This window comes from Alteraurantiacibacter lauratis, from assembly GCF_037154155.1.
Classification (GTDB): domain Bacteria; phylum Pseudomonadota; class Alphaproteobacteria; order Sphingomonadales; family Sphingomonadaceae; genus Alteraurantiacibacter; species Alteraurantiacibacter lauratis.
The window spans coordinates 197,904-215,163 of the sequence record NZ_JBANRN010000005.1 but is presented as its reverse complement, the minus strand read 5'-3'; the positions used below and the strand labels follow the sequence as shown (position 1 = coordinate 215,163).

Here is a 17,260-nt window from a genome sequence, read left to right as displayed (position 1 = left end):
ATTAGCCGCCAAACCCTGCGTCAAGCAGAAATGTGCTGTAGCTAAATTACAGATTATAATTTCGGCGGGCGTAGGCTGACCTCACCGTCAGATGAGGTCAGCAGGTTACCGAAACTACCTTCACTCGGTCCGCAGATAGACCTTTGCCTCACACGAGGAATCCATGAGATTGCCGACACCGGACGACAAATCCCACTGGATTGACCGGCTTGATGGGCCCGGTGGTCCGACACGCGCGCGCATGATCCGATCGTGGAAGGCACGGCGATCGCGGTAAGGCCTGCAGCGCATATTGAAGATGCCTGGATCAAACCCGGCAGCTAGCAAGAGTCGTTTCATCTCGTTCTGCTGGATCTCGGGCCCTTCACCCGCTTCATCAGGATATTTTTCACGCCAGGTAAGTGCGACATACTCAAAGGAGGCGCCGTCCTTTTGGAGCGTGGTGAGCAATGCGATGAGCGCCCGGCGGGCGCGGTCATCCTTGAGCAGAAACGGATCATCGATCTCAAGTCGCACGGTGTTGTCCAGCATCGCCGCGAATGTCTCGGTGAGATTGCGCGGCGCTCCTGCTGGATAATCCCACACGCGAACGTTACCCAGAATGCTGGTCAAAGCGTTTTTGACGAGCTGCCCTGCCTTCAGCGCATCGAAGAGATTGGCGACAATGTCGTGCTCAAGATTGGCTGCGAGGTACGGCGCATCTCCAATCAGGCCGGCCAAGAGGGGGGAATCGCCCTCGTTGTTCCAAAGCGCCATTGCTCCATCGCTGCCTTGCGCGAAGAGTCTTGGAAGGTCGCGCGTGAAACGGTCAGGCGGCAGTCTGAATACAGATAGTCGCCCAGTCTTCTCGAGCTTGGCCAGAATTTCGACTGCTTCGAGATCTGCAGTGCCGAGTTCAGAAACCGACAGAGGAAGCTTCCCGGCCGCAGCAATGAATATGCGGCGGGTCGGATCGCGCTCGGCAAGGTCACGGAGCAATCGTGCCGTGGCAACAGCCGATTCTGCATCGTCGGTTCCGGCAATACGCGTTGCGAAGAGTACGATTTGTTGCGCACCGGACAACCGGGAAGCGAGAGCAGCCAGAGACGGATCAGTCCATTCGGTGGCGCCTCTGGGGAGGTCGTCACGACAATCGGGATCGGACAGAAGATCGCGAAGCCATTCAAGCACGGGTACTGCCTTCACCCCGGGCCGGTCTCGGTCCGGCGATCGCAAGAGCGCATCTACCAGCGGGTATAGAAATGACTCGGTCTTGCCAGAGCCTGTCCCTGTCGCGACGAGGTAGTTGTCTGACACAGCGCGAAGAATTGCGCTTTCCTGATGCCGGTGCAGACGGCGCTCATATAGATGCCGATGACCGGTATCGATCATACGGTTCCAGGTGGGGTCTAGGACGCCATCCTCAACCAGCTGGGAAATTGAGCGCCCTTTTTCGAAGTCTGGAAGACTCTCGAGATACGGCCCCTTCACCATGGCCGTGCCAGCCTGACGAATTGCATCGCGAACGCGCGCAGCCAGGCGCGGAGCACGTTCATCGGAAATCGGAACTGCCGATGCGGTGTAACGCCCCAGCGTCTCCTGAAGAGTGTCGCGCAGTTTGAGGGGGGTCCAGATCGCTCATGCGTCTTGTCTTTCTGTCATACGGATCAGCTCCCAGAGGAGCAGGTAAAAGGCTGTTAGTTCAGTTGCGAGACGGAGAAGAAACCCGATGTCCTCGAGCAGCATTTCCTGCGCTGTTGAGGTCCGCTGGCTCAGTTCATTCAGGAATGCGGAAAATTTGTTGAACCGCCATGCCTTAGCTGCTCCAGAAAGAAATGGCGCCACGCTGTGCACCAGCTGGCACCGCTCGCCGAGCATTTCCGAGATCGGGAAGGCCTCATTCTTATAATCGCGAGCCGCCGAGGAGATCAGCCGGTTCAAGCGCACCATGCGTACGTGATTGGAGGTGTCGTCAGGTACTGCGAGTTGGAAGCGGTCTATGAAGCGATCAACGCACCATTCGTGATGCCATTCGTTAAGGCGGCCATCTGAAGGGCGCCAAAGAGACGGACTTCTCTTTGTTTGGCCCATCAACTGGCGAGTGCTAACCAGTCTGGTGAGGGAGAAGTCGCGCAGTCTCACCGATTTCCGTTCGGCCTCCTGCCAATTGGCAAAGCCGAGGAAGAATAAGGGGTCTACGAACAAGGCTTCGCCAGCTTCGCGGACGCGTTCAATCGAAGCTAATCGGTGCAAGTGTTCGAGTTCTTCGGTGCCGTCGCCCTCTATCCCGACAGCATGGAAATATACCGGTTTGACCGACAGCAGTTCCGGGGCGATTTCGATCGGGTGCCGGAGTGGAACCCAGGCTGGCGCCTGACCAGCGGGCAGTGGTCTCCCCCACGCGCGAAGCAGTTCTTCTGTGCGTCCGCGTTCTACCAGAGCCCTGCCAGCTTCCTTCCAGGCAGTCACAATGGGTTTGACGAGATCCCAAGTTTCAGGCGCCACGCATCGCGAGAGAAGATCGGTGGCTGCAAGAAATGCAGTTGCAGAGTTCAGGCTCGGTTGCCCGTCGGTCAGAAATAGGAACGCATCGCCGCGCATATTCCGCAACTCACGGTAGCGTTCCTCGCCCTCTAGGCGAACCGCCAGCTCGGCGAAGCGGCAACTGTCGGCCATGGCCTGAGCGGACGCCGGGGTAGGGACAGCTCTGCCAATCGGCGACACGCTGCGGTCTGACAGACAGCACCAAACCCGGTGCATTACGCCGGTTTTTCCACACAGAACGGGCAATTGGCCGCCCAGTGATCGGGCAGGATTTCCTCGAAGGGGGGCGCGTGCGTTGTCATCCACTCGTCATGCGGCACGGGGCTGCGCGGCGCGAAGACGCAGCCCTGGGGAGGATTGAGCGGGGATGGCAGGTCGCCTTGCAGGATGATGCGCGACCGCTGCCGCTCTGCGCGGGGATCGGGCAGGGGGACCGCGCTCATCAGCGCCTTGGTGTAACTGTGCAGCGGCCGGTCGACCACTGCCTCCGCGCTGCCCAGTTCGACGATATGGCCCAGATACATCACCGCGATGCGATCCGCCACATAGCCCACCACCGACAAATCGTGCGAAATGAAGAACATGGTGAGGCCCATCTCGCGCACCAGCCGCTTCAGCAGGTTGAGGATCTGCGATTGGATCGACACGTCGAGCGCGGATACCGGTTCGTCGGCGATGATCAGCCGGGGTTCCGGCGCCAGCGCGCGGGCGATGGCGATACGCTGGCGCTGGCCGCCTGAAAACTCGTGCGGATAACGCTTCATCTGCGCGGGGTTCAGCCCCACCGTGCGCAGCAGGTCGGCAATGCGGCTGCGCATTGCGTCGCCGCGCAGATCCGGGTGCCGCGTGCGGATTGCCTCGGCCAGCGTATCCATCACCGTCATGCGCGGATTGAGCGAGGCGTAGGGATCCTGGAAGATCATCTGGAAGTTCATGCGCTTATGCCGGATATCCTTGTCCGAAATCGCGCTCAGTTCCTCGCCATCCAGCCAGATCTCTCCCGAAGTCGGCCGGATCAGCTGCATGATCGTGCGGCTGAGGGTAGATTTGCCGCAGCCTGATTCGCCCACCAGCCCAAGGACTTCCCCCCGGCGGACCACCAGCGATACGCCATCGACCGCCTTCACCACGCCCTTGCTGGTGCGGCTCCAGAAGGTGCGGCCCATGTCGAAATGGGTGCGCACATCGCGCAGGACGAGGAAATCGGTGGCGGGATTGCCGATGGGCGCGCTCATACAGCGGCGCTTCCAGCCGGCGCCAGATCGTCGGTCTTCAGCTCCTGCGGCAGCACGCTTTCAATCGGGGCGCTGCTGTCGCACGAATGGCAATCGGCATAGCAATGGCCATTGCCCAGATCGCGCAGCAGCGGGGTGTCGGCATCCGGCCCGGTTAGCTTGGGATAGGGGCAGCGGGGATAGAAGGCGCAGCCGGTGATCGGGCGGGCAAGGTCGGGTGGCAGGCCGGGGATCGTGAACAGCTTCTGACCCTTCTTCTGCAGCGACGGGATCGTCTTCTGCAATGCGCGGGTATAGGGGTGGCGCGCTTCGTAGAAGACCTGCTCGGTCGTGCCGCTTTCCATGATCCGCCCGGCATACATTACATTGACCTTGTCGCAGGTGCCCGCGACCACGCCCAGATCGTGCGTGACGAGGATGACCGCGGTGCCCAGCTTTTCCTGCCGCTCGCGGATAATCTCCAGGATCTGCGCCTGCACCGTCACGTCGAGCGCGGTCGTCGGCTCGTCCGCAATCAGCAGGTCGGGATCGGTGATCAGCGCCATGGCGATCATCACCCGCTGCCGCATCCCGCCGGAAAATTCGTGCGGATAGCTGCGCACCCGGCGCGAGGCTTCGGGAATGCCGACTTCCTCCAGCGCGGCGATCGCCTTGTTCATCGCGGTGCGATCATCGATATCGCTGTGCGATTGCAACGCCTCCACCAGCTGGGTCGATATCCGCAGGTAAGGATTGAGCGAGGTCATCGGATCCTGAAAGATCATGCTGATGCGCTTGCCCCGCACGCCGCGCAGCTGTGCCGGGGTCATCTGCAACAGGTCCTGCCCGTCGAACAGGGCGGTTCCGCCCTCTATCCGGCCCGGCGGTTCGGGGATCAGGCGCAGCAGCGAATAGCAGGTGACCGATTTGCCCGATCCGGATTCGCCGACAATGCCCAGCGTTTCGCCGCGATCGACGGTAAAGGACACGCCGTCGACCGCGCGAACCACGCCATTGCGCGTGTGAAAATGCGTGGTGAGCCCGGATACTTCAAGCAGAGCCATGAACGGTCAGTCTCCCGCGCTTTTGGGATCGAGGGCATCGCGCAAGCCATCGCCAAGGAAATTGAGGCAGAACAGGGTGAGCGCGAAGAAGAAGGCAGGGAAGATCAGCAACCAGGCGAAGATTTCCATGTTCTGCTGCCCTTCATTGATCAGCACGCCCCAGCTGGCATCGGGCGGCTGCACACCCAGCCCCAGAAAGCTGAGGAACGCCTCCAGCAGCATCACCGCCGGCACAGTCAGCGTGGCGATCACGATCACCGGGCCGAGCACGTTGGGAATCAGGTGGCGAAGGATGATGCGGCGGTTGGAGAGACCCAGCGAAACGGCCGCCTCGACGAATTCCTGTTTCTTCAGGTCGATCACCCCGGCGCGCACGATCCGCGCCATTGTCAGCCATTCCACACAGCCGATGGCGATGAACATCAGCCACAGCGATCGCCCGAAGGCCACCATCAACAGGATCACGAAAATCGTGAACGGCAGGGCATAGAGCAGGTCGACAAAGCGCATCATCGCCGCATCAACCTTGCCGCCGACATAGCCCGCCGTTGCGCCGTAGATCACGCCGATCAGCAGCGAAACGCCGGTTGCCACCAGGCCCACCAGCAGCGAGATGCGCCCGCCTTCCATCACCCGCACCATCAGGTCGCGGCCCAGCGTGTCGGTGCCGAACCAGTGCTTTGCCGATGGCGCCTCTGCCCCGCCAAACAGGTTCTGCGTTTGGCTGTCATAGGGCGAGAGCCAGGGGCCGACCACGCAGAACAGGCAGATCAGGATAAACACGAAGAGGCTGCCCAGCGCGAGCCTGTTCTTGCGCAGCCGCGCCCAGGCATCGCTCCACAGCGAAGAGCCCTGTTCGAGCTGTTCAGGAACAAGCGGTGCCGGTGCCAGCGGCAACTTGGATGCAAGATCAGCCATGTTTCAGCCTGGGATTGAGGGCCACCTGCGCAATATCGACCAGCAGGTTCATCACCACGATCAGCGCGGCGAACAGCAAGGTCAGGCCAAGGATCAGGAAATCATCCCGGTTGAGCGCGCCGCGCACGAACCACTGGCCAAGGCCGGGCACCTGAAAAATTGTCTCCACCACGAAGGAACCCGAAATGATGCCTGCCAGCGCCGGGCCAAGGAAGGTGATCGCGGGGATCAGCCCGCCTTTCAGGCAGTGGCGGAAGATGATCCGGCGTTCCGGCACGCCCTTGGCCCGCGCGGTGCGCACCCAGTCCTGATTGAGCATTTCCAGCATACCGCCGCGCGTCAGCCGGGCGAAATAGGCGGCATAGACCAGCCCCAGCGTGGCCGCCGGCAGGATCCAGTAATCGGGGCCGAACCACCCGGCCACCGGCAACCACCGCAAGGTAATGCCAAATATCAGCGCGAGCAGCGGCCCCATGACGAAGCTGGGCAGGCAGATGCCGACCATCGCGGCCGACATCGGCACATAATCGAGCCAGGTGTTGCGCCGCACGGCGGCCACGATACCGGCCGGGATGCCCAGCCCCAGCGCGATGAGCAACGCCATCCCGCCCAGATGCAGCGATACCGGAAACGCCTCGCCAATGATGGCGGTGACCGATCGGTTGGCATACACCGCGCTTGGCCCGAATTCGCCTTGCAGCATGTTCACCAGCGCGACCCAGAAGCGTTCGAGCGCGGGCTTGTCATAGCCGTAAAACGCCTCGATCTGCGCGAGGATTTCGGGCCGGATCGCCCTTTCCGAACTGAACGGGCTGCCCGGCGTCATCGCCACGAGGAAAAATGTCGCCGCATAGATCGCCAGCAGGACCAGCACCCCCTGCAGCAGGCGCAAGGCAATGAATTTCAGCATGGGGTCACCCCGAACCTGTCCGCCATCGCGCGATCAGCCCGCGCGTAGCGAAACATATTTGAAAGGATGGTTGTCGAGCAGTTTCGGTTCCCACCCCTGCACCCGCGGATCCTTCAGATAGACGCGCGTATACCAGTAGATCGGGATGATCGGCATGTCGCCCAGCAGCATCGCTTCGGCCTGTTGCAGAAGCTGCATCCGCTCGGCTTCGTTGGGCGCCACGCGGGCGCGGCGGATCAGCGCATCGTAAGCGGGATTGCTCCACCCGGTATCATTGTTGCCGTTGCCGGTGGTAAAGATGTCGAGGAACGAGGTGGGGTGCACATAATCACCGATCCATCCCGCGCGGCTGATGTCGTAATCCAGCTGCGACTGGCTATCGAGATAGACCTTCCATTCCTGGTTATAGATGCCGACATCGATGCCCAGCTTTTCCTTCCACATCGCCTGCAGTGCCTGCGCGATCTTGCGGTGCGATTCGGAGGTGTTGATGAGGATTTCGGCCGAAGGGAAGCCGCGGCCATCGGGATAGCCGGCCTCTGCCAGCAGGCGCTTGGCCTCTTCGGGATTGTATTGCACCGCCGTGGATGCGGGATAGCCGGCAATGCCCGAAGGGGTGAAGCCGGTGGCGGGGGCCTGCCCGCCTTGCGTCACGCGGTCCACCAGCAGCTGCTTGTCGATCGACAGAGCCAGCGCGCGGCGCACGCGCACATCGTCAAACGGCGGCCGGGTGGTGTTGATCCGGTAGAAGTAGGATCCGAGATAGGGCTCGATCCGCAGCTGGTCGGGCATTTCCTGGCGGAAGCTGGGGATCTTGTCGGGCGAAACGGTGTTGGTGAGATGCAGCCGTCCGTCGCGGAACATCGCTTCTTCGGTGCCCACATTGTCGATCGGGAAGAAGCGGATGCCATTCAGCTGCACCGTCGCGGCATCCCAGTAATCGGGGTTGCGTTCCACCTCGATGACCTGGTTGGTCACCCATGCCTTGAGCTTGAAGGGGCCGTTGCTGACATAATTTTCCAGCGTCGACCATCCGCTCTGCCGATCGGTCATGCCGCCATGCTCCTCCACCGCGCGCGGGTTCACCGGCAGGAAACTGGTGTGCATCAGCATGCCGAGGAAATGCGGCGTCGGGCCTTCCAGCGTCACCTCCAGCGTGCGATCATCGATGGCCCGCACGCCGACCTGGCCGAAATCGGTGGTGCGACCGGCATGAAAATCTTCCGCACCCCGGATGACATACAGCATCTCGGCATATTCGGCGCCCAGCGCGGGGCTGAGAATCCGCTGCCACGAATAGACGAAATCGCCCGCCGTCACCGGATCGCCATTGGTCCATTTCGCCTCGCGCAGGGTGAAGGTCCAGACGGTGAAATCGGCATTGCTTTCCCAGCTTTCCGCCATCGCGGGAGCAGGCGCGAGGTCGTCAACGGGATCGGGCGCGACCAGCCCTTCCATCAGCGCGCGCAGCAACTGCGATTCCGGCACGCCCGTTACCAGATGCGGATCGAGCCCCTTGGGTTCCGATCCATTGCCGATGAGAAGGATGCCTTCCTCTACCGCCCGGTCGGCTTCGGTAGGGCCGCCACAGGCCAGCAACAGGGAACAGCACAGAGTGGCGAGCGCGCCGCGAAAGAATCTGGTTGCCTTGGAAATCATCATGGCGGCAATCATGGCGCTATTGCCGTTCCGTGACAAATGCTGATTTCCCCCGCGATGCCGGAAATTGCCGTTTCATACCGAATGTGAAGGCCGGCGCTGACGCCGAGCGGGGCCTAACTGCGCCAATCGGAGCCGGAGAGCGGCCCGCCCGGCAGCATCAGGGCAATCTTGCCGCGGGCGACCGCTGCGCTTTCAGCAGGTCGGACACGGCGTCACGGTCCTTCTGGCGCGCCTCCTCGCTCAACCCGTCCCACGGCTTGAGGTCGGGATGCAGCCAGCGGACATCGTCGCGCGGGCCATCGCCAGACGGAGCCCAGCCTGAAAGCAGCCGCTCGGCGCACCAGCGGTTATGTTCCATTACGGCAAGCCCCTCGATCAGTTCGGCATCGCTCAGTCCACTCGTCCGCGCATCCCACAGCTTGATCGCACGGTGATCGGCTGCCGCGCGGTTGGCCGCGACAAATGTTTCGGCAAGGTCCTGCCACGGGCCGCTGGCAGGCGCGGCTCCGTCGCGGCCGTAGCGCGCGTTGTAGGCGATTTGAATGCGGGCGGCCTCTTCGTCCTGCGCACGGTCCACCAGCGCCTGCAAGGTCAGCCCTTCGCCGGGGAGGATCGGCGGCCGGAAGCAAAGGTCATTGGTGACAAACAGCGGAGCAGCCGCATCGGTGATTGTGTTGGCGAGTACGGCTTGAACCGGCGGCGGGTCGGCAAAGGCCTGCCGCAACCGCGCCGCCAGGGCAAAACTGGCCGCAACCGTGGCATCTGCATGGCCGGCATCGACCAGGTGGCAGGTGACAGTGGCATCATGCACGGCGTCATCCCGGCTCATCCGTTGGAACGTGGGCCGTTCATCGGGTGAAAACACGGCGGTCGCAAAATCTGCCAGTTTGGCCAATGCCTCAGGCAGGGGCAGATGGGCGGGCCGGTCGGCCCAGATCACACGCGGTGGGCCAAGGCGGATCGACCAGAACTGCCTGAGCGCGAGTTCTGCGGCCCAGACCAGCGCAGGACTGTCGCCCCACAGGCATATGGTGACCTGCCGCGACCCGCGCCGCAGTGCCAGTTCCGCCAGTTGCGGCCCTGCCAGCGAAGCTCGGACTGACATGCCCGCCAGCGAATGCGGGCGCAGCCGCGCTCCGCCTTGCTCCATCAGCGCGGGCACCTTCAGCAAGGCCCGCTGCAAGTCGGCGGATTGCACTGACAGGTGGATCTCGCGGGTGCCGGTGGTTCCCGCCTCACGCAGTTCGATGGCCTTGGCGATATTCTCCGCATCGAGCGGGCGCCACAGCGCCAGCGTGCCGGCCCGTTCCAGCGATGCGGGGGGCTGGGCGCGGCAGATTACCCCCGCGCAGCCAAGGCGGACAAGGCGATCCTTCTCGTCCACCACGCTCGGATCCACCAGCACCACAACCTCGCCTGCCTCGGCGCTGGCCAGGGCCAACGCATCTGCGCTGCCATCCTTGCCCAGGATCACGCCATGGCCGCTGGCGCCGTAGCGGATCAGCAATTCGGCCAGTTCGCCCAGCGCGCGTCGACGCACCAGCCAGACTATGCCTGCCACCGGCACCAGCGGGCCGATGATCCTGCCCACCGTTTCGGACCAGTGCAGATCCTTGGCGAATTGCAGGCTGTTCTGGGGGACGAGGTAGATGTAGAGCGCATAGACATGGTCGAGCAGTTGCGGCCATGTCATGGGCAGGTTGGCCTGCCGGTGACGTTCGGCCGTGCCGATCGCTGCCAGCACAAGGGTGAGCACAAGCAGAACCGACACCAGCGCCAGTCTCTGCCAGCGCACCGGAGACCAGGCGCGCTGCACGCACCAGCGGGCAAGTCGCGCGCGGCGGTTAGCTGTCTGCATGTTCGGCGACACCCTTTGTGGCATAACGGCCGATGGCGGCGGCCAATGCGGGTTCGATCCCCCTGTCCAGCGACATGTCGCCCGGCGCGAGGCCCGATACGGTATGGGGAGGCTGCGGGTCGATGCGGATCACCGGCACGCTGTGGGCAAACGCCATGGCCACCACATCGCCAGTCCCGCCGGGGCCGCGCGGGGCTTGGCCGTCCCACAGCGCGAGCAGCAGATCGGCCTGCGCCACCAGGGCCTCGCCCAGCGCGGCATAGCGCGTCGCCTCCGTATCGTCTGCCTGCGCGGGTGGCAGCCAGTCTTCGGGCAGCAGGACCATGGCCGCCTTGTCCGTCAGCTCGGCAATGGCATGAATGGCGGCAACGATCTCGGCATCAGCGAGAGGTTCGGTTCCGGGCGCTAGCTCGGCCATGCGCTGATGCAGCGCGGCGTGGGCAATGCGGCTGTAGTCGTCCAGGTCGAAAGGCAGAAAGGCATGAAGCTGCCAGCCATCGGCAAGAAGGGCCGCGCGCGCGGCAATCTGGTCTGCCCCCGGCGCAAGAGCGCTGATTAGGCGCAGCGTGGCCAAGGGTTCTCCCGTTTCAGCGCGGCTGGCGCACATGCGGGCGCGGACCTTATCCAGCAGGGCAGAGATACGGCTTTCCAGCGTGGCGTAATGGCTGTGGGCAATTGTCCGGTGCCCGGTGATCGCAACCGTAAAAGCCGCATTTTCGCCGGGGTGCGTGGGCAGCCGGGCGGGAGCCTGATCCTGTGCCACTACGGTGCCCTCAGGTTTTCGGGAAAATGCCCGATTCGCCAGCGCTTATGTTGCCAGCGTCAGTGCAGTGTGCATAGTCTGACCGTGGCTGAAGCAGGGGGACCATCGTGCCAGAGCTGAAATGGACAGTGATGGTTTCGAGCACCACGCGCGACCTTGTCAATTACCGGCAGGCCGTGAGCGAATTGCTGGCCGAGTTGCAGTTCGATGACGTATCCATGGAACAGGCACCGGCGCCGAACATGGATGAAATCGATATCTCCATGGCTCTCGTGGCAAAATGTGACATTTTCATCTGCCTTGTCGGCAAGCGTTATGGCACTTGCATACCTTGCTCCAGACGCAACCCGGATAACGTCTCGGTTGTCGAGTTGGAGCATCGCCGGGCAGTTGAGCTGGACAAGTCGCGGCATTACTTCCTGATCCAACGCGGTTTCGACCATGGCGAAGACGTGGATGAACTGCTCTTTGCGGAGCGACACGACGGCAGAAAGGCAAAGCTGGACACATTCCGCGCCAGCCTTGGCCGTGCTGTTATGCCGATCGCGAGCGTTGAAGAGCTGAAGAAAGAACTTCGCAAGACCCTCTTAAATCGGCGCGACGAGCTGAACAGGAGCGCCACCCCTTCGGCCGTCGGTGCGTTTGCCAGCGCCGGACTGCGCAGGGTTGCCACCGGGCTGGTTGCGCTGAATGCCCCCTATCCGATGAAGTCCAAATTGGTGGGGCGACAGCGTGAACTGGCGCTGCTCGATGCTTTCGCGCAAGACGCCGATCACAGCCTGCTGCTGATCCAGGCGATTGGCGGAATGGGCAAGAGCCGGATGTTGTGGCACTGGGCAGACCGGCACGCCCCCAACCTTGGCTGCGACTGGGCAGGCATCTTCTGGTACACCTTCGACGAGAAGGGCGCGACCCTGAAGAACCTGCTGGTCGAGGCGCTTTCCGAGATAACCGGCGCCAGCCAAGCCGATCTGGAACAAAAGCGGCTGGTTGAGCTGGGCAACCAGTTGTTCCGGATCATCGACAAGGAGCCGTTCCTGCTCATCCTCGACGGGATGGAGCGGCTGCTGGGGCAGTATGACACTCTTGGCAGGGAAACACAGGCAGAACGGGAAGCAGCGGGGAGGCCTGACCGTTCGGGCAGGCAGGGTGACGAATGCATTGACCCTGATGACGACGTCATTCTCCAGCGTCTTGCCCAATCGAGGAAGAGCAAGATTGTCGCATCCTCCCGGATCTTCCCGCGCGCCCTGACGCAAGGGTTCACCAAGCGCAGCCAGACACCGATCGACCGCGTCAGGCGACAGCCCCTGGATGGACTGGAACCGGAGGATGCGGCCCGATTGCTGCAACTGCTTGGAGTCCACGGCGATGTGAAGGCCATGGAGGATTACCTTGAGCGCAATTTCGAAGGATATCCGCTCGCGATTCAGGTGATTCCCGGCCTGATCGAGGATTTTCTTGAAAATGAGCCGCGCGGTATCGGTGAGGAGCCAGATCTCGATTTTGACCTGTGGGTGAAACACAAGGCTGGCGGCCAGCGGCCCGAACTTGTGTCTGGCGCCGTTTCCGAAAAGGTCGAGGCGTTGCTGCAGGTCGCCTTTGCGTCCCTAGAGGATGATGACGCCAGGCTTTTGGCAGCCATGGCCCTTTGCAACAGCGGCTATCAGCCCGAAATCTTGCAGGTGCTCAATCCGCATTGCCCGGCTGACCGGTGTGAGGACCCGGCCTGGCACGCTTCATCCGACGGAAAACAGGCTGCCGTAAAATTGCGGCAAATGCTCGACCGGCTGAGCAAACGCGGCCTTGTGCAGCGCGATCCGGAAACGGGAGCGCTGGCTATGCATCCGGCGATCCGCTCGGTGGTGTGCGAAGGCTCGCGCTTTGCCGAATGCAAGCATTGGGGGGCGCAGCGCGTGGCCGCCGCCTTTGACCGCTATGCCCGCAACCCGCGCCAGGAGCTCGCCAGCAAGGAAGATATTGGGCGGGCGATTGATTGCGTGGTGGCCTATGCCCTGATCGGACGGTTGGATCGCGCCATTGAGCTCTTTGTAGGCGGTCTGTCTTACGCCCTGCACCGGTCTGGGGCGCTGGATGCCAGCACCAAATTACTGCGGCTGTTCATGACCGACGATTTCAGCACGTTTCGCGATGATTTTTCCGCCCCCATCCGCGCATTCCTTCACAACGAGGCGGCTATTTTGCTTCACCGCAGCGGGGACAGCGAAGCGGCGCTCGACCGCTATCGGCGGGCGATTGCGATCAGTGCAGAGCAAGGCAATGTCAGGGGCACGGTGACCAATCTGCGCAACCTGACGGTCGATCTGATCGCAGCGCACAACTTTCGTGAGGCACAAGCGGCGGCTTCGCTGGGCTTTCGGGTCGCCGCGGAGAGCGGAATCGACGAATGCCTTGGCTGGGCGCTGGCGATTGAGGCCAACTTGCTGACCAGACGCGGAATGCTGGACGAGGCTCAGGCGAAGCTTGACAGCATACCGGCCATTGGCAAGGACTGGAACTTCGCGGAACAATTTCGGGCCGAATTGCAGTGGGAGCGCATCCGATGGCGCATAGCCAGCGATACGCTTGATCTGCCCAGTGCAGAAGCTGCGCTGGACGAGTTGCGAAGATCGGGTCTGACCGACTATATGAGCGATGGGCTCTGGATGGTCGGGGGATGGCTGCAGCGGCAGGGTGGCAGGCAAGGCCATGAAATGGCCGACGCGCTCTTGTCCGAAGCGGTCAAGCTGATGCGGCAGACCAGCCACACCAATGCACCCGCCGCCGAAGCGCAGCGGGCCATCTCGCTCATCGCTCTGGGGCGTGCCGAGGATGCCCGCCAGATTGCCGGGGCCGTCGAAGGGCGAGTTGCAAAATATCCCTCGATCCTCGCGCGGCTGTATTTCGATTTGGGCGATGCGGCAAAGGCACGCGAGTTCGCCTTGGCGGGCTATCGCCAGGCCTGGGCAGACGGGCCGCCCTATTGCCATGCCCGGCAACTGGCCGATTGCCGCGACCTGCTGGCCCGACTGGGCGAAGCTGAACCCAGGCTTCCCCCCTATGACCACTCGCGCGATGTGCCTCCACCCTATGCCGACGAGGTGGAAGGCCTGATTGGCCGGCTGAAAGTCGATCGCGCCAAGCGCGAAGACTTCCTCTCCACGGTTGGCACCCGCCTCGCCAAGGCTCGTGCAAGCGGCTGGCATTTGCCGCCACTTCTGCCGCAGGCATGGCAGGACGAGACGGGCGGGAATGCGCTGAACCTGCTGGCGCGGATATTCGGTTGGAAGGAGCCCTTCGATGTTCAGTCGAACTTCCCCAGGGAACGCCAGGTCGACCGCGTTCGCGCGGCACGGCTGGGCTGCTATTCGGATGCCATGCTGGTGGAAGTGCAGGGCTACACTGACGATGGCCGTCCGGGTCTTGCCTCGTTCCTCGTTCACGACAGGGGAATTGTCGCACTCAACGGAACATCCCCGCCGATCCACGATTACAACGCTGCCTCGCCGCCGGACTTCTCCACCGAAACCGCACGGCAGGATTACATCCAGCTGTTCATGAACCATGTGTGCGGAGAAGAAGGGCGCTTCCAACTGGTTGGGGACCGGCAGACACTGGCCCAGCGGCTGCGCAACAGCGCCCGGATCGAGGAGGTGGCGGACAGCCTGCAGCCTCTCACCCCGATCGGCGAGGAGCAGGACGATGTCGGCACGCACTTCCGCTATGTTGCCACGGTGCTGTATTCCGACGCATTGTTCCGGGCCGAGTTGCGGCTGTCGACATCGGGCATGATCGAGATGCTCGATGACGAAGCGCTTGCTGGCGATCTGGACGTGCGACGTGAAGACAGGGACGGGCTGCTGGTGATTGAACGCAAGCCGGCCAGCGATCAGGAAGCCTGATCCCTCCAGACCTTGGCGTGCAGGGGATCGGGCAGGGCTGCCCGCTCCTCGCTTTCGCGGCGGCGCCGTTGCTTCTCCTCCTCCTGCCGCCGCAGTTCCGCGATGAAGGGATCGCCTGCAGGCGGTGCCTCGCGCGGGACATCCGGGGCGCTAACAGGCGGCGTGGGTGGGGGCAGCAGGGTGACCCTTGGCTCCGGCTCAGGCATGATCGCCTGCTCCGGATCGTGATAGGGATTGGCATCGAAAAGGCCGGCAAAGGGCGGGTCGGTCAGATAATCCGGCTTCCTCGCCCGCATGGCCCGGTCCCCGGCGATCTGGAGCAGCATCTCGCTGTCATCAAGATCAAGAACGGCCTGCGCATCGCCAAAGCCGGTGAGCTGCGCCATCGCCCCTGCCGCCATCAGGTTGAGCGCGCCAAAGCACTGCACCACGCGGCAATTGTTGACCATTGTTTCCCAGTCATTGGGATACAGCCGCCGCAACTGGCTGACATCCTGCCACAGGCTCCAGCATTGCAGGCCATATCCGCGCAGCAGCGTTACCGCCTGGCGCAATTGCGGCAAGGTGCCCAACTGGGCCGCTTCGTCGAGGATGAAAAGCGTGGAGCGTGCCGGTTTGCCGCGCCGCCGGGTAATCAGCGAGATCAGCGCCATGACCCACAGCCGCAACAGACGGCCGTGGCTTTCCATCATGTGCGGCGGCAGAACAATGTAGATCGACAGCGGATCGCCGCGGGTAACTGCACCGAGATCGAAGGTGCTGGTTTCGATCGCTTTCTCGATCAGCGGGCCACGCAGGAAATCCACGCCATCCTGCGTCATCGACAGGATCGAGCCGAGCCCTTCGGTTGCGCTGGATTGAAGCACCGAGGCCGCCATCCGTGCTTCGGGATGCGGGCTGACAAGCATGTCGTTGGTGGCTTGGCGAAATTGCGGTTCCAGCCGCTGTTCGGCCATGACATCGGCCAGGAATCCACGCGCCTTCGCAAAGCTGCGTTCCCCGGTGCCGGGACGGCTTGCCAGATGCAGGAATATGCCGGTGAGCAGGTGCTGCGCACGCTGATACCAATACTGGTTTTCCGGATCCGCCTTCCCGTCGATCATCGCATCCGCGAACATGGTCGCCAGATCCACCGCACCAGCACTTTCCGCGTCGATCAGGTCGAGCGGATTGAACCCGCCTGCCTGTTCACCGGTGATGCCCATCGGATCGAGCACGACCACATGCTGGCCCATTTCACGCCGCCGCCGGGCGGTGACTGCCACGTTTTCGCCCTTGGGGTCGATCACGATCACCGGCCCTTCATGGCGCAGCAGGGCCGGGATGATGCAGCCTCGCCCCTTGCCGGTGCCGGTCGGGGCAATGGTGATGATGTGGCCCTCGCTCTCCAGCAGGATCGGGTCGAGCCAGCCCTTGTCAGGGGTGAGTTGCGGATTGCCGAAGCTGAAGCCAACCGGTTGGCGGCGATGTTCCTGCTCCAGCGACCAGCCGACCAGCAGGCCCGGTTCGGGCAGGTCTTCCGGCAGCCGCATGGCCACCGCGCGGTCGGTCGGCACGCCGGTCGGGTGGGCTGCAGGGGCGTTGGGAAAGGGCATCATGCGGCATCCTCATGCCTGGTGGGATCGGCTTCCGGTTCGGGCGAAACATTGCCGAGTTCGGCCAGATCGGGAGCGGCGATATGCAGCACCCCGTCGCGCCAGATGGGCACTGCACCGGGGATCACCCCGAACAGCGGCGCGTCGTCGATCATTTCAACCAGCACGGCCGCGTTGACGTCAAAGCGGGCGGCGAAGAACCGCGAGCCGTAGGCGATCGCGGCGTCCACATTCCAGCCTTGCCCGTCACGGGCAATTGCGAGTGGCTTGGCGATCTGCGCTGCGGCATGGGCGGCATGGGGATTGCTTGCACTGCGCCGCGTGGGAAAGCCCGTGCGCATCGGGTAAAATGCGCCTTCGCTTCCGTTGACCGAGGCGCAGAAGAGGCGGAACAATTGTTCTGCCTGTGCCGCCGTGTCGAGCCGCAGCGCACCTTCGGCATTGAGATCATGGAACGGCGTCGAGGCGCCTTCCAGAGGCAGGAAGCGGTTGGGTAGCCAGACAAAGGCGCCGGTTGCACGCCAGTTTTCGAACTGCCCGGCGAGGTCGTATTCCACCAGAATGCCCGCGCGCACACAGGCCAGCGGCAAGACCCTCACCGCCAGCACGCGCCCTTCGGCAAGCCCCCAGCGGTCGTTCAGCCGCGCCCCGGCAAAGCGGGTCATCAGTTGCAGGCCATCCTGTCCACGCAAGGTTCGCCACCTGCCCGGAACCAGTGGCAAGAAGCGCCAGTCATGCGGACGCACGGCTGCCGGCAGCAACCGGAGCCAACCGCGGCCCGACGCGGGCAGGGAATGTCCTTGAAACGATGCATCCACCACGACTGCCCCCCGCTTGTCGCAGGATGCTAG

12 protein-coding genes are annotated in these 17,260 nt (G+C 63.0%); 1 reads left to right on the top strand and 11 read right to left on the bottom strand.

The window, feature by feature from the left end; genetic code table 11:
- Nucleotides 1–120 precede the first annotated feature (120 nt).
- The 9 genes from WFP39_RS07300 to WFP39_RS07260 form a co-directional block, all read right to left on the bottom strand.
- Nucleotides 121–1,371, bottom strand: coding sequence for a DEAD/DEAH box helicase family protein (locus tag WFP39_RS07300; protein WP_336918646.1), 1,251 nt, complete (start codon nucleotides 1,369–1,371; stop codon nucleotides 121–123).
- A gap of 246 nt (nucleotides 1,372–1,617) precedes the next feature.
- Nucleotides 1,618–2,655: a hypothetical protein gene (locus tag WFP39_RS07295; protein WP_336918644.1), complete on the bottom strand. Its 1,038-nt coding sequence runs from the start codon at nucleotides 2,653–2,655 to the stop codon at nucleotides 1,618–1,620.
- 83 nt (nucleotides 2,656–2,738) lie between these two features.
- Nucleotides 2,739–3,758 carry an ABC transporter ATP-binding protein gene (locus tag WFP39_RS07290; RefSeq protein ID WP_336918641.1) on the bottom strand — a complete coding sequence of 340 codons (1,020 nt, stop codon included), beginning with the start codon at nucleotides 3,756–3,758 and terminating at the stop codon, nucleotides 2,739–2,741.
- Entirely contained in the window at nucleotides 3,755–4,801 is a 1,047-nt protein-coding gene (locus WFP39_RS07285) for an ABC transporter ATP-binding protein (protein ID WP_336918640.1), read from the bottom strand. Before WFP39_RS07285 ends, WFP39_RS07290 begins: the two co-directional genes overlap by 4 nt.
- A gap of 6 nt (nucleotides 4,802–4,807) precedes the next feature.
- Complete coding sequence (locus WFP39_RS07280; RefSeq protein ID WP_336918639.1) at nucleotides 4,808–5,719, bottom strand: ABC transporter permease; 912 nt, start codon at nucleotides 5,717–5,719, stop codon at nucleotides 4,808–4,810.
- The gene (locus WFP39_RS07275; RefSeq protein ID WP_336918638.1) at nucleotides 5,712–6,629 is read right to left on the bottom strand and encodes an ABC transporter permease; all 918 of its coding nucleotides are present in this window, start codon (nucleotides 6,627–6,629) and stop codon (nucleotides 5,712–5,714) included. The genes WFP39_RS07280 and WFP39_RS07275 overlap by 8 nt, the downstream gene beginning before the upstream one ends.
- Nucleotides 6,630–6,662: 33 nt before the next feature.
- A complete protein-coding gene (locus tag WFP39_RS07270; protein WP_336918637.1) occupies nucleotides 6,663–8,291 on the bottom strand; it encodes a peptide ABC transporter substrate-binding protein in 1,629 nt (542 codons plus the stop codon).
- Nucleotides 8,292–8,448: 157 nt separating this feature from the next.
- Nucleotides 8,449–10,149 (bottom strand): RyR domain-containing protein, encoded by a 1,701-nt coding sequence (locus tag WFP39_RS07265; RefSeq protein WP_336918636.1) that lies wholly within the window; start codon nucleotides 10,147–10,149, stop codon nucleotides 8,449–8,451.
- On the bottom strand, nucleotides 10,136–10,912 hold the full coding sequence (locus WFP39_RS07260) for a hypothetical protein (RefSeq protein WP_336918634.1): 777 nt from the start codon (nucleotides 10,910–10,912) through the stop codon (nucleotides 10,136–10,138). Before WFP39_RS07260 ends, WFP39_RS07265 begins: the two co-directional genes overlap by 14 nt.
- Nucleotides 10,913–11,019: 107 nt before the next feature.
- Here WFP39_RS07260 and WFP39_RS07255 point away from each other — a divergent pair, with 107 nt between their 5' ends.
- The gene (locus WFP39_RS07255; protein WP_336918633.1) at nucleotides 11,020–14,814 is read left to right on the top strand and encodes a DUF4062 domain-containing protein; all 3,795 of its coding nucleotides are present in this window, start codon (nucleotides 11,020–11,022) and stop codon (nucleotides 14,812–14,814) included.
- Here WFP39_RS07255 and WFP39_RS07250 read toward each other — a convergent pair.
- Together WFP39_RS07250 and WFP39_RS07245 are read right to left on the bottom strand one after the other, a co-directional pair.
- On the bottom strand, nucleotides 14,802–16,412 hold the full coding sequence (locus tag WFP39_RS07250) for a type IV secretory system conjugative DNA transfer family protein (protein WP_336918631.1): 1,611 nt from the start codon (nucleotides 16,410–16,412) through the stop codon (nucleotides 14,802–14,804). The genes WFP39_RS07255 and WFP39_RS07250 overlap by 13 nt on opposite strands.
- A complete protein-coding gene (locus WFP39_RS07245) occupies nucleotides 16,409–17,074 on the bottom strand; it encodes a hypothetical protein (protein ID WP_336918630.1) in 666 nt (221 codons plus the stop codon). Before WFP39_RS07245 ends, WFP39_RS07250 begins: the two co-directional genes overlap by 4 nt.
- Between the last annotated feature and the right edge of the window lie 186 nt (nucleotides 17,075–17,260).